The sequence below is a fragment of the Photobacterium sp. Hal280 genome (genome assembly GCF_037162255.1).
Taxonomy (GTDB): Bacteria; Pseudomonadota; Gammaproteobacteria; order Enterobacterales; family Vibrionaceae; genus Photobacterium.
Genome location: NZ_JARLUO010000001.1, coordinates 706,546 through 728,776 on the forward strand (window position 1 = coordinate 706,546; position 22,231 = coordinate 728,776).

Below are 22,231 nucleotides of genomic sequence, written 5' to 3' on the forward strand. Positions count from 1 at the left end.
CGGTTAACGCCCACTAACCCTGCGGATCCAAAAGAAAAAAGTTCAAAGGATGTCAGGGGTTAGTGATTCATTCAGGCGTTAACTCCAAAAGAGGTGATGGCGGCTATTAAACCACCACCAGACACATGCCGCAAGATGAAATCACCAGAAAGCGGGGTTGGTGAAACCCATTTGTCCTTTTGCGACTGTGCCAGCTTAGTGTTTAAATATCTGATGAATCATGATGATGTCAGTCTGTATCTGGCCTAAATTGCATTTGCGAAGGATCCGCGATGAATGAGTATTACGACTACCTGGTGATTGGCGGCGGCATTGTGGGTGTCGCCACAGCCAGTGCTTTGCTGCGCCGTCATCCCGCCAGCAAGGTTTTGCTGATTGAAAAAGAAAGCACGCTCGCGCAGCACCAGACCGGCCACAACAGCGGTGTGATCCATGCCGGCGTGTATTATGCGCCGGGCAGCCTGAAAGCACGGTTTTGCAAAGAAGGCGTGCAGCGTACTCTGGATTTTTGCCGCCAGCACGGGATTCCGGTCGACAACTGCGGCAAATTGCTGGTCGCCACCAATGAGGCGGAAGTGCGCCGGATGCAGGATCTGCGCACCCGCTGCCATGAAAACGGGATTGAAATTGAAGTGCTGGATCAGACACAGCTGCGGGAAAGAGAGCCGAACATCAACGGTCTGGGGGCATTGTTTGTCCCGGCGACCAGCATCGTGGATTACCGCCGGGTGACTGAACACATGGCCAGTGACTTTACTGCCTCAGGCGGGGAAACAGCCCTGGGTACGCAAGTGACAGCCATCGCAGAGCACAGTGATCACATCGAACTGACCTGCCACCGGAGCAATGCAGCGAGTGCCGGTTCTTTTTCTGTCAAAGGCCGCTTTCTGGTGTGTTGCGGCGGGTTAATGGCCGACCGCTTGACCCAAATGATGGGGCTGGAGATGGATTTTCAGATCATCCCCTACCGCGGCGAATATTACCGCCTGGCCGCCAGACACAATCAGATTGTCCGCCACCTGATCTATCCGATCCCGGACCCTTCCCTGCCCTTTTTAGGTGTTCACCTGACGCGCATGATCGATGGCTCGGTCACAGTTGGTCCGAACGCAGTGCAGGGGTTTAAGCGCGAAGGTTACGGACGATTTAATTTCAGCCTGCGTGACTGTCTGGACATGCTGGCTTTCCCCGGTTTCTGGCGTGTCACCGGCAAGCACCTGAAAACCGGATTGCGAGAATTGAAAGATGCCTGGTGGAAAGCCGGATATCTTGCTCGGGTGCGTAAATACTGTCCGGGTCTGACGCTGAGCGATCTGGAGCCCTACCCGGCAGGTATCCGTGCTCAGGCCGTCCTGAAAGACGGTACGTTAGTCCATGACTTTCTGTTTGCAGACAGCCCGCGCAGCCTGCACGTGTGTAACGCGCCGTCACCGGCAGCAACCTCCGCGATGCCGATTGCCGACTACATTTGCGATAAAGTGGCCGAGATTCAACGAAACCGTGAAGCAGGCTGAGAATTTAATTAATACCACAAACCCAGGAGAATATTCAGGACGAATTTTCAGGTTGTCGGCGCCGGGAGCGCCTACAACCGACCCGGACCACACCAAAGGAAAAAAGGGGCTTTCTGGGTACTCTTTGCACCCACAAAGAGTACCTGGCGCGCATCAGACAATGCCAAATGAGCCACCAGACTCAAGCGCGACATACTCACCTAACCATATACAGTCGAGCGGGCGCACTGCTGTTTAAGACATACTTTGAAGGGAAATAACCGGTTTTCCGGTGCGCTTACAGACTCGCCATCGCGCCTTTACCCACACCTTCATAGGCAACGACGTCCAGCGTCTGCTGTTCACCAATGGCAGGTTTCACGGCGGCGGCGATATAATGCGCCAGCAGCTCAATCGTGGTATCTGTGTTGATCATTTCCGTCTCGCTTTTAGCAATCGCAAGCTCAAACAGCCCCTGTGGCGCGCTATAGCGAAAACCATAATGGGTATCATCAGACACACTGGCTGCGTGCTCGCTCAGATTGAGCTCAGAGACACTCACCTGATCTTCTTCAGTACCCAGATAAATATCCGTCCAGCGCTTCGCCCAGTCAGCTTCCAGCTTCGGATCACGCTTGCCATCCACATACAGTTCAACCGGTGAACGGTGACCGTGTGCAATACGCTGGCAGTTGCCGTCATGCTTTTTCAGGCCGTGGCTGTAGTGGTAATAAGCACCGTCAATGTTTTCATGACGTAATACCAGTTCCAGGCCCTGCACATTGTCCGGCAGCTTACCAGACAGCACTTGATGCAAATGCTGGGTGACGGTTTCGATGGTGATGGCATCGGCATCCACCAGGCAGTAGGCCTCATCCGGGCAATGCAGGTGGATACTTTGATCGCCCCGAAGTAAATCCAGGGTCGCATAGCCCGGCTGAGTCGCGGCCATTCTGATCGACGCATGGGCAGCAGGCACCAGCAAACGGTGGTCGACATACTGATCAACCAGTTGTTTAATCTGCTTTTTAACGCGGCTGAAATCCAGCACCATGCTCATTTCATTCAGCTCGCCAGACATCACCACGTCCAGAATCCAGCTTTCTCCCACCATCCCTCGGACCGGGCACAGATAGGAGACATCAATAACGGTGAGATCTCTGACAAATAGCTTCACGCTGACATCCTTACAGAAATGATTGTCGTTTTCGGAGCTGGGCATTATACGCGCACAGCCCAAGGTGTAAACCCAAAGCCGTTGCCTTCATCATGCACGCTGCCCGCGGTGAACAAACAACACTCAGTAACGGTAGTTCGCCGCCAGAAACAACGAGCTGACACCGCGCTGCTGAGATTCAAAATTCACTGTATTGCCCTGATCGTCCTGCCCCTGCCAGTTTTTCAGCTTGCTTGGCAGCACTGTGTGTCGGAAACCGGCTTCGACTGTCGTATCCGCTGAGACGCGCCATGCCAGACCGGTTTGCATCCCAATCACAAAGCCACTGGCTTTATAGTCGCCCTGATAACTGGAATCGGAACTGACGCTGGCATAGCCGAAATGCAGGCCGACATACGGCGAAAAGTCTTTGTGATACAAGAAAAAATAATCTGTACCGAGCAAGTTCAGGTTCGCAATGTTGTCATATTTCAGCCCTGATGACGGAAACTGGCTTTCTTCTGTATGCCTTTCAAAACTGTAGTAGATGCGGCTACGCCCTTCGGGTGTGTAATAACCAAAATCTAAGCCCCAGAAACCACTGGCACCGGCGTCCTTAGCAGATTCAGTCACGCTGGCTATCGTTGCTGTGTCCGTTAAGCCCATCAGGCTGACACCGCCCCTTAAACCAAAGAAATAACGGCTGGCTTCTTGTTCGGCTTCCTGGTTGGCCACTTCGCCCGATGGCAGATCCGACACGGCCTTTGCAGCAGTCGGTTGCGACGTTGCTGCTATAGCACCGACGCTGGTCAGACACCCCAATAACAACACAGAAGAAAAAGGTAAAAAGGAAAAGGTTCGAAACTGCAAAGCTGCCTCCCTGTTTAAACAGCCATAAAGGGGATTTCCCTGAGCATGAATACTGCTGCATCATAGCAACTCCCTGCTTTACAGACGAGCGAAATCCCAGCAAAAACAGCAACAAACACTAAGCAGTGTCTTTTACTCTTCCCTTAACCAGGCTAATGCGTCAAAGGGAGTATCGAAACATTTCACTTCACCTGAGATAAACCAGCTCCCCATTTTAGCCACGATGTCCATCCATCGCTGGTTGCCATAAATGGCAATCCGGTGAAACTTTTTACCGTGTTTGAGGCCAAGTTTGAGGTCATCCCACGCTGCCTGCAATTCCCAGCCTTCAAACTCTGAGCCATCAAAATAGACATTCACCTTCGGGTTCGCGACGCCTTCAAGGGCATCGTCGATCAGGGGTGTGATCTGTTCATAATCCTGGTGAGTGAGCTTACCGATAGCCTTCAGTTCCATGAAAAAGTTATCGCCATCTCTGTCCACTTCAAACAATAATCCATGCGTTGTATACATAGGGCCTCCGTTTGCCGTTCATGAATGAACAACTGGCTTAAAGTTAAGGATATTCTGGATAAGTGTAGCTGTAACAAGGGAAAACAGGAGATGATGACGAACAGAGGATATGCAAACACCGGGCAGATAACCCGGTGCTTGATGTGATGCGGATTAAGCGGTTTCTGCGGCCTGTCGCACTTCGGCCCGGAGATCTTTCTTGAGGATTTTCCCGGTCGCATTCATTGGTAGTGCCTGACGAATCTCGACCATGCGCGGGTATTTATAAGCGGCAAGCTGTTCTTTACCCCAGGCTTTCAGCGCCTCTTCGGTGACCTGCGCGCCTTCTTTCAGGACCACAAAGGCTTTCACTTCTTCGCCATACTGATCACAGGGCACACCGACTACCGCAATCATGGCCACGTCAGCGTGAGTCATGAACACTTCTTCAATTTCACGCGGATAGACGTTAAAGCCACCCCGGATAATCAGATCTTTCACCCGATCGACAATGAACAGATTGCCCTTTTCATCAAACCGTCCGACATCGCCGGTGTAGAACCAGCCATTACGCAGCGCTTTTTCATTCTCTTCCGGCCGGTTCAGGTAGCCTTTCATAATGTTATGGCCGCGAACAATGATTTCGCCCGGTTCTCCCTGAGGCTGTTGCTGACCGTTGTCATCCACCACACGCACCTCGACGCCTTGAATTGGCTGGCCGACCGAGCCAGGAATCCGGGGCATGTCCAGATGGTTGAAACTGGCAATCGGGCTGGTTTCCGACAGACCATAACCTTCCAGAATCGGCACCTTAAATTTCTCTTCAAAAGTGCGCAGCACTTCGACCGGCAATGAAGCGCCGCCGCTGACGCCGATACGCAGCGAAGATACATCGTGATCGGCCTGGCACAGGTTCATACCGATATACATAGTCGGCACACCGGCAAATAGCGTGACTTTGTGTTTTTCAATCAGCCCTTTCACCAGCGCCGGATCAAAACGGGGCACCATGACCATGGTGCAGCCCAGGCTGACGGGCGCGTTCATGTTGACGGTCTGGCCGAAGGTATGGAACAGCGGCAGGGTCAGTAAATGAACATCGTCGCCGCGCATTTCCATCAGATTCTGCGCCACCAGGGCATTGGTGTACTGATTACTGTGCGTCAGCTCCGCCCCTTTCGGTTGGCCCGTAGTGCCCGAGGTATACAGGACAACCGCCGTGTCATCCGCTTCACGGGGGGTGTAATCGCACACAGGTGACTGATCTTTCATAAAAGATGTCAGGGTCGGTAACCCCTGGTATGTCATCGCAGACTGATCGGCCGTCATCACCACCATGTGCTCGCAGCTCTCAACCTGTTCAAACGCAGCCACCCCGGACTGCGCCATAGGTAATCCTTCCACGCCCTCAAAACAGAAATAAAACTTTGCCGCTGAATCTTCGAGATGAAATTTAATTTCGCGCTCACGCAACAGGACATTGAGTGGCACAGTGACCGCACCTGCTTTTTGAATACCGTAATACACCAGCGGGAAGAACGGCAAATTCGGACAACTCAGTGCAACCCGATCACCCGGCTGTATGCCTTTGGCCTTCAGGCCATTGGCGATCTGGCTGGCAATGGCATTGAACTGAGCATAAGTGATCTGAGTGTCACCAGAAATAATCGCGACTTTATCCGGTTTGGACACAGCATTACGCTGTAAGGCAGCGGCAAGGTTCAGCATGGTGTTTTCCTTGTGTTGAGTTCTACACAACGTTTTATAAAGGCAAGCTTCACACTTGTCTTTTCATTTGAACCATAGAATTAAACGGACGTTTGACCTATGTCAACAGAGCAACCACTCCGTGTTAAAATTTTGTGAACCACCCGACGATGCCTATTGATTGCCTGACCTTGCAGTTGCTTTTTCACCCGCTTCTGAGTGACGTTTTTGCTCCTGCCGGGTGGGCGGAAACCCGATGGACTGCCCCTCTGCGGTCAGAATCGCAATACGTTCAGGCTGGCCGTCATCCTTCAGCCACAGCTCGCCTATACAACTGCTGTTCACTAAGCGGCCGTGTCCCGGGATGTCCGGATCCCGCTTGTAAATTTTCATGCGTTTACGTTTGGTAAACCAGTTCAGCGGCGAATGCGGACTGTACAACAGCCTGTCCATACGCTCACAAACCCGCAGCAATTTTTCCGGGAAATTATTTTTAATCCCACTGGCAGTGATCTGATAAATGTTCGGGCTGTTACGGCGAAAGCGCAGCTGAATATCGTAGGCAAACGAGTAATGCACATCGCCGGAAATAATCACAAAATGAGTCGGGGTTTTGGTATGGGTAAATATACTCAACAAGGTATTGGCGGCCCCTGGATGGGCCATCCAGTTCTCTGCATCCACCACCAGCGGTTTACCGAGCAATGTCATGATGCGCTGCAAGGTTTCGATGAACTTCACACCGAAAATCGGCGCGGGCGACACAATGATCACCGCCGGTTCATGAATCAGCGCCTGCTGCATGTCTGTGAGTGCTTCCCAGTCCATCAGACCGGAAGGCTTGTTCATATTCGATTCTGAATGCCAGCGACGGGTCCGGGTATCCAGCACCAGCATTTTGGGTTTTGTCTCGACCTGATAGTGCCAGTGCTCGAAATCATACAGATGATCGATCATGGCATCGTGAGAAACGTTGTCCGGCGCCGAAAAATAGCTACGGGCCTTGGTCATGAAAGCCTCGTCAAACTGTTCCGGGTCATTGCCCCAGCCCTGGCAGAGCCAGTAGCCGAACAAGCTGTTACCGATAATGCGCTTTGAAAAGGCATGCTGATAGGCCGCTTGCTCCCAGCCGACAGTCAGGTTCCAGTCATCGGTGACATCGTGATCGTCAAAAATCATATAAGTGGGAATATGTGCGACCAGGCGCTGCACCTGAGCCAGCCCGCTGATGAACCCCTGAATGTCCGATTTTTCCTGTCGCCACAACTGCTGCCATTTCTCTGCCAGCACCTGCTCGCCGCACTGAAAGCCTTGTTTCTCCAGACGATCAATATCTACCAGTTGCCAGACAGTCGGTGACCAGACCAGCAGATACATTGCCAGAAACTCGCTCAGGCCAATCAGGTGGTTTTCACATTCATTGGCGGTGAAAACCGGGCGCTGTCTGGTTGGCAGCCAACGCAGAATACGGGTGTCTGACAGCCAGTTGCCGGTCGGCTCGTACACAGGTAAAACCTGATCCCGGCCATACAGCTGGTGATGACTGGCGCGTAACGCCGATAACGAGGCATACGGGGCATCGGTGAAGGTTTCGTCGGGTAATCCGAGCAAGTCGATCACCTGACTGATGGCGTCTAAGGTCGGCCCGGCAACGTGATCGGCATAGATTTGATCGCCACTCATCATCAGTAATGCCGGACGCTCAGCCGGCGACAGTGATGCCACCTTTTCATCGGCCGCCGCCAGACTGTCTTTGCCGGGAAAATGCGGATTACGACAGGAGCCATGCTGAATGTAGTCGGCACGGGATTTAATTGTCAGCGTCAGCCGCTCCTCGCCGGGATAGAGCAGCTCAGGCAGCAGTGCGGTCAGTGCGCCCTGCTGGGTTTCAATCTCGTAAGCCAGCTCAGTATCCAGCGGGAAATCGCCGGAAAACTGTGCCATCACTACCCAGGCTGACTGCCCAATCTGAATTTGCTGTTCGCGGGTGAAATCAGCCTCAAAAAAGGCGATGCCTCTTTGCCCTGAAAAAGCTGAAACCGGCCTTCAAGCGGGGCAGATGTCACCATCCACAGCGTGATCACACTGGCATTACAGCGGCGCAATACCGGTCCTGTCAGAAATAACGGCAACTCACGCGATGGAGCGCTCTTGTGCATGGTCGTTTCAGTGTTGTTGACTGTCATTTATCCGTATCACCTGTTACCTGTGATGTCACCCTGCCTATCCAAAGTCCCTGATCCCGTATCAGGCAAACGGATAGATTGATGAATTCATTCTACTTCGTACACCTTCGGCGCTTGCCAATAGAATGTCAAAGGTCAATTCTCAGCCGGCACTGATACCCTGACGGTCAGCACTGTGACGCTGCGCCCTTTTCGGGCGGTAAAGACGATCGACTCAACTAACGGGCAAATTGCTTCAGTGTTACTATCTGTAGCCATTATGGAATCACAAAGACACTGAACCGTCGTCATGAAAACACCAGCCAGCCCAGCTCAGACACCCAAGCCGCATCATTTTACGCGTATTCAACGGGTACTGGATTACATCCACACCCATTTGGATCAGCCGTTGAGTGTGGTCGAGCTGGCGGAGCAAAGCTGCTGGTCGCGCTGGCAACTTCAGCGGGTGTTTAGCAGCGAAACCGGGCTGACACTGGCACAGTATGTCCGCGAGCTGAAACTCAGCCGTGCTGCTGAACAGCTGTTATCAGGCAATGAGCGGATTCTCGACATCGCGCTCGCCTGCGGTTTTAACTCAGAAATCAGTTTTATCCGCGCTTTCCGGCAGATGTTCGGCTGCGCGCCCGGCAGTTATAAAAAACGCGGCCTGCTGACCGGCCTCAGAACGCCTTTGCAATCCACCAGACCGGTGACTTTAGCCCCTGAGATCGCACAGCGCCTGTTACAAATCCGGCTTGAGCGCCGCCCTGCTTTTCAGCTCTGCGGTGTGAGCGGTAAAATTCATGGCCTGTTTGCCGATAACCCTGATTACCCGGAAACAGTGCCCGCTATCTGGCACCAGTTTCATCAGCAGTTTTCCGGGACCGACACATTCAGCCAGATAGGTGTGATCGATACCCAAAGCCAGTCGGGTGACGCATTGAGCTACTGGGCTGGTATACCGGTTGAACAAGCCGCGGATACAGACCCGCTGATCGCGGCGCACGCCCAGCGCCTGAGTGTTCCGGAACAGCTTTACGCCGTGATCCCCTATTCAGGGCCTATTCACCAGCTGGATAAAGTACTGCACTGGTTCATTGCCGCCTGGCTGCCTGAGTCCGGTTATCAAGGCATTGACGGCTATGAGCTTGAAATTTACCCGCCACAATTTGATGTCACCAACCCTGCTCACCGCATGGAGTACTGGCTGCCGGTTGCGCCTGCCTGAAAGATCACGCCTTCAGATCTCAAGATGCACCAAATTGTTAATTTTCCCGCTGCAAGATCTTTAGAATGCAATTGATAACAATTAGCATTCACATATTGCAGCAGAGGTTCCATTTGATGTATCGCACTTTCGCGCCTTTATGTTTCGCGCCTTCATGGCTGGCTATCTCCATTGCCTCAACCTTCAGCGTATCGGCTATCGCCCAGGCAGACACCCAGACACCCCATATCGATGACACCATCACAGTGTTAGGGGAAACCTACCGCAACACAGCGACCAAAACCGCACTGACACCCGAAGAAACCCCGCAGGCTATCTCGGTGATTGACCGTGAAACGCTGGACCTGCGCGGGGCCAGCTCCGTCAGCGAAGCATTACGCTACGCGTCCGGGGTTAATACCGAGCTGCGCGGCGGGGCAGTCACCCGACTGGATCTGTTCAACATCCGGGGTTTCATTAACTATCAGAATTTCTACGATGGTCTGCAGTTGCCCTACCTCAGTAGCTGGAACCTGCAAGGCCAGGTAGATGCCTATGCCGTGGAGCAGGTAGAGGTGTTTAAAGGCCCGACCTCTGTGCTGTACGGCAATATCCCGCCGGGCGGCATGGTGAACCTGATTGCGAAAACACCACAGAAAACCCGGCAAACGGAGATTGAAATCAGCACAGGTACCAATAACCTGATGCAAGCCAATCTTGATACCACAGGACAGTTGGGGAACAGCGATGTCAGCTATCGCTTCATCGCCCTGGCACGGCAAAGGGACAATCAGGCCAATACTGCCGAAGATGAGCGTTACATGATTGCCCCTTCCATCGACTGGCAAGCCTCTGATGACACCCTGATCAACCTCAACCTGTATTACCAGAACGATCCGAGCGCGGGCATCTATACCACGGTGCCATCAAAGGGTTCTGTGTTACCGAATCCGGAAGGCCAGCTGTCGCCTGACACTTTCACGGGCGATAAAAACTGGAATGATTTCGAACGTGAAGTGCTGATGCTCGGCTATAAAGTGCTGCATGATTTCAATGACGACTGGAGCTTACTGCATAACCTGAGATACAGCGATGCCAGCCTGTATCAGACCAACACCTACAATGGTGCGCTCGCTGCAGACAACCGGACACTCAGCCGGAACGCCTACCAGACCGATGAAGCGTTAGGCTTCCTGACCCTGGACAACCAGCTCTCCGGCACGCTTTACTGGGGCGCAGCCGAGCATCATGTCCTGATGGGTCTGGACTATCAGCACATGGACGCTTCCGTGGTGTATCAGGACACACTGAATTACAGTGCGCCGGGCATTGATATGTTCAATCCGGATAATGATCAGATTGACCCGAACAACCCTGGCTTTCACTACCAGGCCAAGCACAATATCAATACCTCACAGTTGGGAGTCTATCTGCAGGATCAGATCCGCTGGAACAAGCTGATTGTGCTGGCCGGGGGGCGGTTCGATCATTACGAACTTGACCAGAAAACCGACAGTGTGAAATCCGGCGATATTGAGCAAGACAGTTTTTCCGGCCGCATCGGCGCGCTCTATAATCTGGCCTACGGTTTGTCACCTTATGTCAGCTATTCGGAAAGCTTTGAGCCGGTCGCCGGGCAGGACAGATTCGGCAAAGTGTTCGACCCTTCTGAAGGCCAGCAATGGGAAGCCGGGATAAAATACCAGTCTGCCGATCAAACCCGGTCCGCCAGTCTGGCGGCCTATCAGCTGACCAAACAAAATGTAGTGACCCGAGACCCCAATGGCAGTGCCTATGACAAGATCCAGACAGGCGAGGTCCGCACCCGTGGGCTGGAGTTTGAAAGCTTCTGGCTGCTGACGGACAATCTGGATATTGCGCTGAACTACACCTATACCGATGCGGAAGTGACGCAGGACAATAGCGGTATCGAAGGCAAAACCCCGGTGTGGATCCCCGGGCAAATGGCGTCGCTGTGGACAAACTATTACATCGACAACGGCCTGCTGAGCGGTACTGTGTTCGGTGCTGGTGTGCGTTATGTCGGCGAGTCTGAAATCGATACACAGAACAGCGCCAAAGTCCCGGACTACACCTTGGTTGATCTGTCTGCCCGCTATGATTTAGGCGAGCTGAGCGCCAGCCTGAACAATGTGAGTGCCACCGTCAGTGCCTCAAACCTGTTCGACAAGGCATACTACACCTGTTTCGATCAGAGCAACTGCTGGCTGGGCACCGAGCGTTCGGTTGAAGCCAAGGTCGCATTCAGTTTCTGACAGTCGCCCTTTACTGCTGGTCTGACGCCACGCCAGACCTCATCAGCTATAAAAAAGAAAGCCGCACGATCCATTGATCGCGCGGCTTTTTATTCCGCCCACTTAGCCTGTTATCAAAGCCTTGCTAAAGTTTGCTGGCGATCTGCCTCAGCACAGAGAGCTTGCGCTTATATCTGTCGCTGAAAGGATTTGAGGCGGTTTCATGATGTGAGAAGAAAGCGGCCACCACTTTGTTCCGGGTATTGATATACAGTGTTTGGCCATGAATGCCCGTCGCGGCGAACTCGCCGTTCTGAGCATCCAAAATCCACCACATATTGTGATAAGCCTGCCAGCCGGCATCCTGATATTTCGGGTTGGCCGCCATTTTTTGTTTCTGCTTCTCGCTGAACTGAGTGATCTGGCTAATCCAGTCTTTGCTGATCACCTGCTGACCGTTGAAGGTCCCGCCCTGCATGATCATTTGTCCAAACCGGGCCATATCTCTCAGCGTGGTGATCATGCCCCCCGTGGCGACCGGCATATAAGCGCGATCAACGGCCATTAAAGCGTCGTGCTCTGTGCCCAGCTTTTGCCAGATATGCTGCTGGATGAACTCATTGAGCGGCATGCCACTGACGCGCGCAATAATCCAGCCCAGCACGTCGGCATTGGCCGAGTTATAGTCAAACACCTCCCCCGGCGTCACCTTACTGTCCGGTTGGATGTAATGGGCAATGAAATCATAAACACCATACACAGGCGTGTTTTCTGGCTGGGCATCCCGGCCGCCGGGTATGTAGGCCAGATTTAAAGCGGGCGCATAATACTTCAGAAACGGGCTGTTCAGATCAGTGTAGGTTTCTTTCAGGTCGATCCCGGTTGAATGGTTGAGTACCTGTTGCACCGTAACCCGCTCAAAGCCCGTGCCTTTGAGTTCAGGAATGTAATCGGCAGGAGAAGCATCCAGAGAAACTTTGCCCTGCTCAACCAAAATGCCGAAGGCGGTACTGGTCAGTGACTTGGTCATGGAAAACCAGATATGGTGACGGGATGGACCCGCCTGGCCGTAATACGATTCAAGTACGATTTTCCCGTCTTTCATGATCATCACGCTGTCAGACTGATTGCCTTCGAATACCTGTTCAATTTTTGCTTTATCTTCACCGGACAACAATTCGACACTCGGCAGCGGGTACACGCCTTCCCCGCGAGGCATCATCACAGTGTTATACACAGCACTGATGTTGTTATAGGCCCAATCGCTTTTGCCCTGTTGCCGGTAGTTTTTGAAGGTGACTTGAGAGTCGGCGGCCGGGGGAAAGCCAACCATTGCAGGTGAGGTCGTTACAGCACTGGCGGTCTGGCTCAAGCAGCACAGTGCGACCAGGGAAAATGAACGCAATAAGTTCGTGGGTTTGATTCGTTTCATCGGGTTCCTTCCGAAAAATTCCATGGGAGTCTTGAATATAGAGCGTTTGCACCGGTGAAACTTGACACTTGGACATAAAATGTAAAGATTATGTTCTAAAATTGTGTCTCAAAAGGTCAATCATGAATCAGAGGACACCGCATACCTCAGCCCGGTTATTGTTTGGTGTGAGCACATTACTTGAGAAGAAAAGCCTCGATTGTGAAGCGTTTTATGCGCAATTTCAGCTCGATAGCAGCGTTGAGAATCAGATGGACAGGCTGATCCCTTACGAGCTTTTTGTCAGAGTGTTATCCCGTCTCGCTGTGTATCTTGATGTGCAGCACCCTGCCCTGGCCTTGGTCGACCAGCACTTCAGCACCATCAATATTCCGATGCTGAATTTACTGACCTCGTCCCCGTGTCTGGAAGTTGCCTTACAAAACGCCTCGCAATACCGTGCTTACTTCAGCGAAATCACTTACTGGGATCACTTTACTGAGGGCGATTATTTGGTCATCAAGCGGTGCAGCTATGCCAATTTGGCGTTGAACGATAGCGAGCATTCGCTGTTTACGCTGGCGCAAACAGCAAAAGTCGTGAATCAGATTATCGGCCCGAATCACATTGAATATGTGGCCCTGATGCAAGCGTCAGCCAGGCGCGTGAGTGAGATTGAACGATTTTTCAATTGCCCGGTGTTATTTAACCAGGATTACGATGCTTTGCTGCTGAAAAAGCCCATGCGCTACAAACAAAATGTGCATTTTGATGCCGGCAAATACAGTGCGGCCTATCGGCATTTGCTCGACCTGCCTGTGGCTTTCCCCCGCAATCAATTATTTTCTGAGTCCGTCAAGCAGCTGATTTTCATTACGCTGACCACCCAGCATTGCAATATTGAAAGTATTGGCAAAATGATGAAATTGCATCATCGCACGCTGCAAAACCGGCTGGCAAAAGAACACCTGACATTTAAACAACTCGTCAAAGAAGTGCGAAACAGCGTCGCCAAACGCATGCTGCTACAGGAGAACTTATCGCACAGTCAAATCGCCCGATTACTCGGCTACAGCGAAGCCAGTGCCTTCACTCGGGCCTTCACGCGAGCGCATCAGATGTCCCCACGGGCGTGGCGAAAGCAGCAAATGGCAAAATGATCCCTTGAATACCAGACGGTGCGACGGCTGCCGCCAATCAGAAAGGGCAGGGTTCACGCGAACCCTGCCCTTGTTGCTTACGCTCAGTTATCCGGCTTCTTTCCGGCTTCAACTCACGCTTGTTGTGCCTGCGCTTTGGCAGCAGCCTTGCGCTTATCACGCCAGGTGCTGAACAGTGGCATCAACAACGCCAGCACTGCCAGCACCATGATAGTGAGTGTCAGTGGACGTTCCACCAGGAAAGCGAATGAACCATCAGACAGCGTCAGCGAACGGCTGAGGTTTTTCTCCAGTATGTCGCCCAGAATGAATCCCAGCAGCATCGGTGCCATGGGGAAATTGAGCAGTTTCAGGAAGGTCGCAATCACGGTAATTAACACCATCATCTGAATATCAAAGGCATTGAAACTCACCAGATACACGCCTGTGATGGAGAAGAACAGAATCAGCGGGATCAGGATCGGACGCGGAATCACCAGCAGCCGGGAGATATACGGGATCAGCGGCAGATTCAGAATCAGCAGCACCAGATTGCCGAAATACATGGAGATGATGACCGACCAGAAGACATCCGGATTATCAATAAACAGGCGCGGACCCGGCTGAATACCGTACGCAATCAGCGCACCCAGCATAATGGCGGTTGTGCCCGAACCGGGAATACCCAGTGTCAGCAAAGGGACGAAAGAGCCGGTAGACGCTGCGTTGTTCGCGGACTCAGGCGCAGCCAGCCCCCGTAACGCGCCTTTACCGAATTTTTCTTTCTCTTCTTTCGGCGCCAGATTACGCTCCATGCCGTAACTCAGGAAAGAGGCAATGGTGGCCCCTGCGCCTGGTAATACACCCACCAGGAAACCAAAGACTGAAGAACGCGCGACCGTCGGTGCCACATGCTTCACTTCTTCCTTGCTGAGTTTCATGCTGCCCAGATTATTCATGTCCATCTGCGCATCTTCATGCCGGTGCTCACCCCGCAGAACCGTCATCACCACTTCGGTCAGTGCGAAAGTTGCCATGGCCAGCAGCAGGAAGCTGATCCCGTCAATCAAATCGACATTATCGAAGGTAAAGCGCGGCACGCCTGTCATGACGTCGTTGCCCACGGTCGAAATCATCAGACCGAAAACGGTCATCATCAGGGCTTTGAGCACCTGACCTTTGCCGGAGAAAGCGGCCACCGCCGTCAGGCCCAGAATCATCAGTGCAAAATAGTCGCTGGACTGGAAACTCAGTGAGACTTTCGCCAGAGCGGGTGCGGCAAACAGCAAAATGATGGCACCCACTGTGCCGCCCGTGAAAGAGGAATACGCAGCCAGTGCCAGCGCTTTACCCGCCTGATTTTTCTGTGCCAGCGGGAAACCGTCAAACGCAGTGACCACTGTGCTTGAACAGCCCGGCGCATTGATCAGTATTGAGGAGGTCGACCCGCCAAAAACGGCACCATAGTACACACCCGCCATCAGGATAATGCCTGAAGAAGGATCAAGACCATAAGTAATCGGGATCATCAGTGCAATGGCGGAAATCGGGCCCAGACCCGGTAACATACCAATAAATGTGCCGGCAAAGCAGCCCACCACCACCATCATCAGATTGAAGGGCATAATTGCCGTCGACAATCCGGTCATCATTCCATCGAACATCATTAACCCCCGAAAATACTTGTGATCAGCCGGCCAGGGGCCAGATAGATGTCAAGCAACTGCGTCAGCAAGAACCAGAAGCACACGGCAAACGGCACCGAAGCCACCAGCAACACTTTGGGACGGCGTTCACCCAGCAACCAGTAACCTCCCATCAGAAAGACCACTGTCGACAACATAAAGCCAATCCATTCGAGGGAAGCGGCAAAAATCAGCATCAGCAGCAGCAGTTTGGTGATCAGAACAAAATCCAATCCCCGTAAATCCAGTTTGTCATCCTGACTGCGGCTCGCCGTCACCAGCTGGCATAGCGCCAGCACAATACCAAGCCCGGCCAGGGTCAGCGGTAATGATTTCGCATTGAAGGGCTGATATTCATCGCCGGGGAACATCTCAATTCCGCTGCCGTAGTAACCGTAAAGGATGGAAAAGCACAGAAACACTAATCCACCGATATGATCTTTCGTTATTATCATGGTCATCCTCACCACTATCGGTTTGACCCGGCCCCAGTCTCCGGCCGGTCTGTTACTACGCGCACCACCCAGGCAGGCGGTGCGCAACATGTCATGCAGACAGGATTATTTCAGGAAGCCCAGTTCACGCATCAGATCGCCGATTTCTTTTTCCTGCTGGGACAGGAAGGCAACGAACTCTTTGCGAGGCTTGTAGATTTCAGTCCAGCCGTAACGATCACGCACGGTTTTCCACTGATCTGTGTTGTACATTTCCCCCAGCACCTCGGCAAACTCATCGGCTTTTTCATCGCTGACACCCGGTGCGGCAAAGAATCCGCGCCAGTTGACGAAGGTGGCGTCATAGCCCAGTTCCTGCAGCGTCGGGACGTCAGGTGCAGAAGGAGAACGCTGATCGCCCGTCATCGCGAGAATGCGGATTTCACCGGCATCGGCCAGTGTCAGCGCTTCACTCAGGCCGGTTGACAGCAGTGTGGTTTCGCCAGACAACAGACCGGCCATGGCTTTACCACCGGCATCATAGGCCAGGTATTTCAGACGGCGCGGCTCGCCACCACCGGCTTTGAATGCCAAGGCGGCAACCAGGTGATCCATGCTGCCACGGGCAGATCCACCCGCAACTGTGATAGTGCTGGGATCTTTTTTGTAATCGTTCACGATGTCGGTAAAGCTGGTGTATTTAGAGTTAGCCGGCACCACGAACGCGGCATAGTCGCCGACTGTGGCGGCAACCGGTGTCAGATCGCGGAACGACTGCGGGAACACTTTTGACAGGGAGCGAATCACAATCGGAGTAGAGTTCACCATCAGGGTGTCTGTGGATTGCTCCGCGGTTTTAATCAGGTACGCAATGGCTTTACCGCCGCCGCCACCAGACATGTTCTCGTAAGAAATGGTGTCAACCAGATCAGACTTTTTCAAGACTTCACCGGTACCGCGTGCAGTGCTGTCCCAACCGCCACCAGCACCACCAGGAACCAGAAAGTGAATGGAATCTACTTTTGCCTGAGCGCTCATGCTCAGTGCAGAAGCCATCAGTGCAGCAAGTACGGAGACACGTTTGCGGGTCATTAACTGAGTAAGCATACCTTTTCCTCGTTATTAGATTGGGGTCCATCGCCCGACCTGATTGACCGCAATGGCGAAAACATCATGTCCGCCTGCGGCCTCAGGTTCTGTTATTGCTTAGCTACTCAGTCAAGGTATGACACGTTCAGAAACATGAAAAGATTGTAAAAATAATGTGAATATCGGGCGTAAAATGCATTAAGTTCATATTGTTCACAGCATTTCGGCGTCACTGACGGTACACTGTTTCACAGATGTTACAAAGGTAGACGGAACACCTTCCCACATGACTAAGTTGTTGTCTTTGCGTCATTTTCGACTCAAAACCCGGATGGTTTTAATTCTGGGTTTTATTGCGATCCTGCAAGCGGGGGCGCTCGGTCACTTTACCATTCGCTATCTCGACAGTGTGTTACATGAACAGATTGGCCAGCAGGCGATAAGAGTCGCGAAAACCATCGCCGCCTCACCCGATGTGATTCGCGCCGTCTCAGCAAGAGACACCGCATTTTTGCAGCCACTCAGCCTGAAAATGGCTCAGGCTGCCCAGGCAAGGTTCGTGGTGATTGGCGACCGTCAGGGCATACGACTCGCCCACCTCAACCCGCAGCGTATTGGCAAATCGATGTCGGATGACGACAGTGACGATAACAGCCAGGCGCTGCTGAACGGCAAAGCATACGTCGCGCTGGATAAAGGCAGTATCGGCTGGTCGATGCGCGGCAAAGCCCCGATTTTCAGCGCGGATGGCACGCAGATCATCGGCATCGTTTCTGTCGGTTATTTGCTGACCGAAGTCGATGCGATTGTCAGCCGCCATCAGCTTTCGATGATTGTGGCCAGCACGCTGGCCTTTCTGTTCAGCGTGATCATGGCACTCTGGTTTGCTAATCATTTCCGCAAAGCCATTTTTGATTTGGAGCCCGAGCAAATCGGCCGGTTGTTTCATGAACGCAACGCCACGCTGGAAACCGTACGCGAAGGCATCGTGGCGATTAACCAGCATGGGATCATCACCACCTTTAACCATGCCGCCATCAAAACGCTGCAATTGCCTGCTGACCAAACATACATTGGCCGTCATATCCATGATGTGTTGCCCGACAACGGCATGCTGGATGTACTGGAAAGCGGCGAGCACCATTTTGATCAGGAAATCTGGCTCCATGATCGTAACCTGATCGCCAACCGTTTTCCCATGGTGCAGGACGGGGTCGTCACAGGTGTGGTCTCCAGCTTCCGGCTGAAAAACGAAGTCGACCTGGTCAGCCGTAAGCTCACCCGCATTCAGCAATATGCCGACAGCCTGCGCAGCCAGTCCCATGAATACAACAATAAGCTGCACACCATCGCCGGTCTGATTCAGATTGGTGCGGTTGAACAGGCGCTGCGAGTGATCGGGCAGGAAACATCCAGCCATCAGAGCTTTATTCAGACCATCATGAAAGCCACTTCAGACAGTATTCTGGCCGGCTGCCTGCTCGGCAAATACAACCGGGCCAGAGAGCTGAACCTGGAACTGGCCATTGACGACGACAGCCAGATGTCGGACCTTCCCGCCTCACTGCCCCGCGAGCAGTTAGTCAGTATCCTGGGCAACTTGATCGACAATGCGCTGGAAGCGACACTCAGGCACCATGGCTCAGGCGGCATAGTGCTGCTCAGTATGAGTGATTTAGGCAAAGAGCTGATATTCGAGGTCAATGATCAGGGGCCTGGCATTGCCGAAGGTGAACAAGATAAAATTTTTACCCGTGGTTACACCACCAAGGACGATGAAGGGCACGGTATCGGACTGCATTTGGTCAAACAGCTGACAGAACATCTCGGTGGCATGATTACCGTCGAACCCGCAGAGCGGTCCGGCAGTCGTTTTACGGTATACATTCCCAAATCACTGCGTCGTTCAGACAAGGCAACAAAACATGGACAAGAGGAACAACAATGACAGCACCCATTACTGTCGTCATTGCAGAAGATGATCCGCAAAATGCGGAAATACAGCGCCGTTTCGTCGAAAAAACACCGGGCTTTCAGGTGGTCGGCATCGCCCACGGCCTTGATGAAGCCAGAGATTTGATTGACGTGTTCCAGCCACAGTTGCTGTTATTGGATAATCAGTTTCCGACCGGAACCGGGCTGGAACTGCTCAGGGAGCTGCGCGCTGAAAGCTGCCATACCGACGTGATTCTGGTTACGGCAGCCACGGAAGTTGAGACCCTGCGCACCGCGATGCGCAGCGGGATATTTGATTACATTTTGAAACCCGTGGTGTTTGAAAGACTGCAATCGGCGTTATTCAATTTCAGTGCTCACCTGGACAAATTGTCGGACATGCAGTCACTGGTGCAAAGTGATGTGGATGGCTTACTGCAACCCGCCCCCGTCGATCAACCCGCACCACAGGCGCCCGCTCCCGGCACCCCCGATTGCCGAAAGGCATTGATGGTCTGACACTGGATAAGATCCGCAGCGTGTTCACCGACCCTGACATTAACCTCAACGCGGAACAGGTCGGACAGGAAATTGGCGCCAGCCGGACAACCGCGCGCCGATATCTTGAGTACTTGGTCAGTACCGATGAGCTGAGTGCTGAAGTCTCTTATGGCAGTGTCGGCCGGCCGGAGCGCAAGTACCGCAGTCAGCCATAGTTGCTGGCTGCGACCAGCCCGGCCGATGGCGGGCATCGGCCGATCATGTCTTGATGTCCGGGCCTTAACGGCCACCGGCCAGATCGATAAAGGATCCGGTCGAATAAGACGCCTGCTCCGACAATAGCCAGCAGATCGCTTCTGAGACTTCTTCGGCTGTGCCGCCGCGCTGCATCGGGATGGCTGATTTCAGCCGTTCAATCCGGTTCGGCTCGCCGCCCGATGCGTGCATGTCGGTATAAATAAAACCGGGACGAACGCCGTTCACCCGAATGCCTTCACTGGCCACTTCCAGTGACAGGCCGCGTGTCAGGGTATCCATCGCCCCTTTCGAGGCCGCATAATCCACATATTCAAAGGGCGCGCCGGTTCGGGAAGCCGCGGAAGAGACATTGACAATCGAGCCGCCCTGGCCGCCTTGCGAATAGGCCATGCGCCGGATCGCTTCCCGGCAACACAGAAAACAGCTGGTGACATTGGTCTGCATCACAGCATTGATTCGCTCTGCTGACATGTGTAACACCGGCATCTGCTGCATCAGAATCCCGGCGTTATTCACCAGCCCGGTTATCGGCCCCAGTTCATTATCCAGTGTGGCAAACAGCCGCATCACATCCTGCTCCTGAGACACATCCGCTTGTACCGCAATGGCATTCACGCCATATTGACGCGCCCGGTGCACAATCTGCTCTGCCGCTTCATGCTCAGAACGATAATTCACGCAGATACTTACGCCCTGAGAAGCCAGTTGAATCGCTGTCGCCGCGCCAATTCCCCGGCTGGATCCGGTAATCATGACTACCTGCTCTTTAGGCATTTTCGATTCCTTTTCATTCCATTGTTATTGATGAGATTCAGAGTGCAATACCCCGGCATTCGCAACACCGGTTGGCTGACCTTTGCCGTAACTCACCACATTGGCCAGAGCCGTTTCAAAATACAGGGTGTAACTGTCCTGCTCGACAAAGCCCAGGTGCGGCGAACATAACACGTTCGGCATGGTCAGCAGGGGCTCGTCCGCAGGTAAAGCAGGCTCTGTCTCGTAAACATCCACGGCCGCATAACCCGGTCTCCCCTGCGCAAGAGCAGCTACCAGCGCGCCGGGCGCCACCAGCTCAGCGCGACTGATATTCACAAACAGTGCGTCGGCTTTCATCAGTGCCAAATCATCGGCAGTCACACAGCCGCGGGTGTGCGCATTGAGCCGTAAATGCAGCGACAGGACGTCAGACTGAGCAAAAAACACCGCTTTCGACGGCGCGGCCTGGTACCCTTGCGTGACAGCCAGATCGCGGGAATGCTCACTGCCCCAGACCAGTACCTTCATACCAAACACGTCTGCGATACGGGCAATGCGCTGGCCGATTTTACCAAAGCCCCAGATCCCCAATGTTCTGCCACTCAGGCTACGACCCAGCTGCGGCTGTCCGGACTGCTGCCACTTGCCTTGCTGCAGATGCTGACAATAAGGCAGCAGTTGCCGGCTGGCTGCCATAATCAGCGCCCAGCATAATTCCGTGGGCGCGACCGGTGAGCCGACCCCTTCTGCCACGGCCACCTGGTGGCGGGTACAGGCTTCGAGATCCAAATGATTGCTGATCTTGCCGGTCTGGCTGATCAGTTTCAGCCGGGGGAGATGGGCAAGTAAGGCATCATCAATGACAGTGCGTTCACGGATCAGCACCAGTACGTCTTTATCTTGCAGCCTGTCGATCAGCTCAGCCTGATCAGCTGGCGGCGATGTGTACACAGTCACATCGTATTCATTCAGAAGAGCGTAACAGGGCAAGGTACGGACAACATCTTGATAATCATCCAGAATCGCAACCTTCATTCCTTTGCCTCCGGTGGGTAGGTGCCGATATTCAAGCACTCTTCTCGTGAAAAAACAACCTGATAGTCAAGACGCTGACGGCCGGGAAACCACACAGAAAACCTGTGTTCAGTCTGATTTTTCAAGCACTTACCGGTAATCTGTTACCGAATGTTATTCTCATCTGCTATGATTTCAGCTTCTCGGAAACAGACAAAACACCATGACCACGACTTTCACTTCAACCCACAATCGCGCTGGAATGATCACTGTCATTCTGGCGTCATTGTTATGGCTGAATGTGCTGTCGGCTGTCGTGGTGATCAACCCGGCTTTCCATCAGGGAACCCCCGGCGGCTTGACCGGGGATAAAATCCTGATCTGTACGGTGCATGGCCTGCAATGGGTCTCGGTCGCCGATCTGGTGAATCAGACTGACGGTTCGCCGCACGCACAATGGCAAAATCACTGCCCGCTGCTCACGCCATTACAGCCTCTCCATTACGACACCAGTTATATTCAACCGCTGATTCTGGCATCCGTGGCGATTTTTTCCGGCCTGCGCCGCATGTTCTGGCTCAGTGCGAACAACAAACTGTATGAACTGTTTGGGCCAAAACATTCTCCACCGCCGTTAAGCACATCATCACATCCCGTTTAAATT

The 22,231-nt window shown here is 53.1% G+C and carries 16 protein-coding genes and 2 pseudogenes; 7 read left to right on the forward strand and 11 right to left on the reverse strand.

The genetic code is table 11. From position 1 onward, the window contains the following. Positions 1-272: 272 nt before the first annotated feature. Positions 273-1,514, forward strand: a complete 1,242-nt coding sequence (lhgO, locus tag P4S53_RS03500) for an L-2-hydroxyglutarate oxidase (protein ID WP_337111403.1) — start codon at positions 273-275, stop codon at positions 1,512-1,514. 277 nt (positions 1,515-1,791) lie between these two features. Here the strand turns inward: lhgO and P4S53_RS03505 are convergent, their stop codons facing one another. From P4S53_RS03505 to P4S53_RS03525, 5 genes and pseudogenes are all read right to left on the reverse strand, one after another. Further along, positions 1,792-2,670 carry a 6-carboxytetrahydropterin synthase gene (locus tag P4S53_RS03505; protein WP_337111404.1) on the reverse strand — a complete coding sequence of 293 codons (879 nt, stop codon included), beginning with the start codon at positions 2,668-2,670 and terminating at the stop codon, positions 1,792-1,794. A 123-nt stretch (positions 2,671-2,793) separates the two neighbouring features. Then, positions 2,794-3,519 (reverse strand): hypothetical protein, encoded by a 726-nt coding sequence (locus tag P4S53_RS03510; protein WP_337111405.1) that lies wholly within the window; start codon positions 3,517-3,519, stop codon positions 2,794-2,796. A gap of 132 nt (positions 3,520-3,651) precedes the next feature. After that, positions 3,652-4,032 (reverse strand): STAS/SEC14 domain-containing protein, encoded by a 381-nt coding sequence (locus tag P4S53_RS03515; RefSeq protein WP_337111406.1) that lies wholly within the window; start codon positions 4,030-4,032, stop codon positions 3,652-3,654. Between the two features lie 153 nt (positions 4,033-4,185). Continuing rightward, positions 4,186-5,739, reverse strand: coding sequence for a long-chain-fatty-acid--CoA ligase (locus P4S53_RS03520; protein WP_337111407.1), 1,554 nt, complete (start codon positions 5,737-5,739; stop codon positions 4,186-4,188). A 153-nt stretch (positions 5,740-5,892) separates the two neighbouring features. Next, a pseudogene (locus P4S53_RS03525) lies at positions 5,893-7,877 on the reverse strand (alkaline phosphatase D family protein). A 316-nt stretch (positions 7,878-8,193) separates the two neighbouring features. Here P4S53_RS03525 and P4S53_RS03530 point away from each other — a divergent pair. Both P4S53_RS03530 and P4S53_RS03535 read left to right on the forward strand, forming a co-directional pair. Continuing rightward, the gene (locus tag P4S53_RS03530; RefSeq protein ID WP_337111408.1) at positions 8,194-9,111 is read left to right on the forward strand and encodes an AraC family transcriptional regulator; all 918 of its coding nucleotides are present in this window, start codon (positions 8,194-8,196) and stop codon (positions 9,109-9,111) included. A 116-nt stretch (positions 9,112-9,227) separates the two neighbouring features. Then, positions 9,228-11,366, forward strand: a complete 2,139-nt coding sequence (locus P4S53_RS03535) for a TonB-dependent siderophore receptor (RefSeq protein WP_337111409.1) — start codon at positions 9,228-9,230, stop codon at positions 11,364-11,366. Between the two features lie 124 nt (positions 11,367-11,490). On the opposite strand, the gene P4S53_RS03540 is transcribed toward P4S53_RS03535, so the two are convergent. Further along, entirely contained in the window at positions 11,491-12,777 is a 1,287-nt protein-coding gene (locus tag P4S53_RS03540) for a serine hydrolase domain-containing protein (protein WP_337111410.1), read from the reverse strand. Positions 12,778-12,899: 122 nt separating this feature from the next. Here P4S53_RS03540 and P4S53_RS03545 point away from each other — a divergent pair, with 122 nt between their 5' ends. Then, positions 12,900-13,916: a helix-turn-helix domain-containing protein gene (locus tag P4S53_RS03545; protein WP_337111411.1), complete on the forward strand. Its 1,017-nt coding sequence runs from the start codon at positions 12,900-12,902 to the stop codon at positions 13,914-13,916. A gap of 113 nt (positions 13,917-14,029) precedes the next feature. Here P4S53_RS03545 and P4S53_RS03550 read toward each other — a convergent pair whose 3' ends face one another. The 3 genes from P4S53_RS03550 to P4S53_RS03560 all read right to left on the reverse strand — a co-directional run bounded on the left by P4S53_RS03550 (position 14,030) and on the right by P4S53_RS03560 (position 17,121). Continuing rightward, complete coding sequence (locus P4S53_RS03550; protein ID WP_337111412.1) at positions 14,030-15,559, reverse strand: tripartite tricarboxylate transporter permease; 1,530 nt, start codon at positions 15,557-15,559, stop codon at positions 14,030-14,032. A gap of 2 nt (positions 15,560-15,561) precedes the next feature. Next, positions 15,562-16,035: a tripartite tricarboxylate transporter TctB family protein gene (locus P4S53_RS03555; protein WP_337111413.1), complete on the reverse strand. Its 474-nt coding sequence runs from the start codon at positions 16,033-16,035 to the stop codon at positions 15,562-15,564. A gap of 105 nt (positions 16,036-16,140) precedes the next feature. After that, the gene (locus P4S53_RS03560; RefSeq protein WP_337111414.1) at positions 16,141-17,121 is read right to left on the reverse strand and encodes a tripartite tricarboxylate transporter substrate binding protein; all 981 of its coding nucleotides are present in this window, start codon (positions 17,119-17,121) and stop codon (positions 16,141-16,143) included. A 268-nt stretch (positions 17,122-17,389) separates the two neighbouring features. On the opposite strand from P4S53_RS03560, the gene P4S53_RS03565 reads away from it, so the two are divergent. Then, positions 17,390-19,051, forward strand: a complete 1,662-nt coding sequence (locus P4S53_RS03565) for a sensor histidine kinase (RefSeq protein ID WP_337111415.1) — start codon at positions 17,390-17,392, stop codon at positions 19,049-19,051. Further along, positions 19,048-19,754: pseudogene (locus P4S53_RS03570) on the forward strand (response regulator). Before P4S53_RS03565 ends, P4S53_RS03570 begins: the two are co-directional and overlap by 4 nt. A gap of 64 nt (positions 19,755-19,818) precedes the next feature. On the opposite strand, the gene P4S53_RS03580 reads toward P4S53_RS03570, so the two are convergent. Together P4S53_RS03580 and P4S53_RS03585 are read right to left on the reverse strand one after the other, a co-directional pair. Continuing rightward, complete coding sequence (locus P4S53_RS03580; protein ID WP_337111418.1) at positions 19,819-20,571, reverse strand: SDR family oxidoreductase; 753 nt, start codon at positions 20,569-20,571, stop codon at positions 19,819-19,821. Positions 20,572-20,595: 24 nt separating this feature from the next. Then, entirely contained in the window at positions 20,596-21,588 is a 993-nt protein-coding gene (locus P4S53_RS03585; protein WP_337111419.1) for a D-2-hydroxyacid dehydrogenase family protein, read from the reverse strand. 202 nt (positions 21,589-21,790) lie between these two features. Between P4S53_RS03585 and P4S53_RS03590 the strand changes: the two genes are divergently transcribed. Further along, complete coding sequence (locus P4S53_RS03590) at positions 21,791-22,228, forward strand: hypothetical protein (RefSeq protein WP_337111420.1); 438 nt, start codon at positions 21,791-21,793, stop codon at positions 22,226-22,228. The last annotated feature ends 3 nt before the right edge of the window (positions 22,229-22,231 follow it).

What these genes read in the sequence shown, in the direction of transcription:
- P4S53_RS03555 (WP_337111413.1), bottom strand. Translation starts at nt 16,035, where the DNA reads ATGATAATAACGAAAGATCATATCGGTGGATTAGTGTTTCTGTGCTTT.
- P4S53_RS03530 (WP_337111408.1), top strand. Translation starts at nt 8,194, where the DNA reads ATGAAAACACCAGCCAGCCCAGCTCAGACACCCAAGCCGCATCATTTT.
- P4S53_RS03520 (WP_337111407.1), bottom strand. Translation starts at nt 5,739, where the DNA reads ATGCTGAACCTTGCCGCTGCCTTACAGCGTAATGCTGTGTCCAAACCG.
- lhgO (WP_337111403.1), top strand. Translation starts at nt 273, where the DNA reads ATGAATGAGTATTACGACTACCTGGTGATTGGCGGCGGCATTGTGGGT.
- P4S53_RS03515 (WP_337111406.1), bottom strand. Translation starts at nt 4,032, where the DNA reads ATGTATACAACGCATGGATTATTGTTTGAAGTGGACAGAGATGGCGAT.
- P4S53_RS03535 (WP_337111409.1), top strand. Translation starts at nt 9,228, where the DNA reads ATGTATCGCACTTTCGCGCCTTTATGTTTCGCGCCTTCATGGCTGGCT.
- P4S53_RS03565 (WP_337111415.1), top strand. Translation starts at nt 17,390, where the DNA reads ATGACTAAGTTGTTGTCTTTGCGTCATTTTCGACTCAAAACCCGGATG.
- P4S53_RS03590 (WP_337111420.1), top strand. Translation starts at nt 21,791, where the DNA reads ATGACCACGACTTTCACTTCAACCCACAATCGCGCTGGAATGATCACT.
- P4S53_RS03560 (WP_337111414.1), bottom strand. Translation starts at nt 17,121, where the DNA reads ATGCTTACTCAGTTAATGACCCGCAAACGTGTCTCCGTACTTGCTGCA.
- P4S53_RS03540 (WP_337111410.1), bottom strand. Translation starts at nt 12,777, where the DNA reads ATGAAACGAATCAAACCCACGAACTTATTGCGTTCATTTTCCCTGGTC.
- P4S53_RS03585 (WP_337111419.1), bottom strand. Translation starts at nt 21,588, where the DNA reads ATGAAGGTTGCGATTCTGGATGATTATCAAGATGTTGTCCGTACCTTG.
- P4S53_RS03550 (WP_337111412.1), bottom strand. Translation starts at nt 15,559, where the DNA reads ATGTTCGATGGAATGATGACCGGATTGTCGACGGCAATTATGCCCTTC.
- P4S53_RS03545 (WP_337111411.1), top strand. Translation starts at nt 12,900, where the DNA reads ATGAATCAGAGGACACCGCATACCTCAGCCCGGTTATTGTTTGGTGTG.
- P4S53_RS03580 (WP_337111418.1), bottom strand. Translation starts at nt 20,571, where the DNA reads ATGCCTAAAGAGCAGGTAGTCATGATTACCGGATCCAGCCGGGGAATT.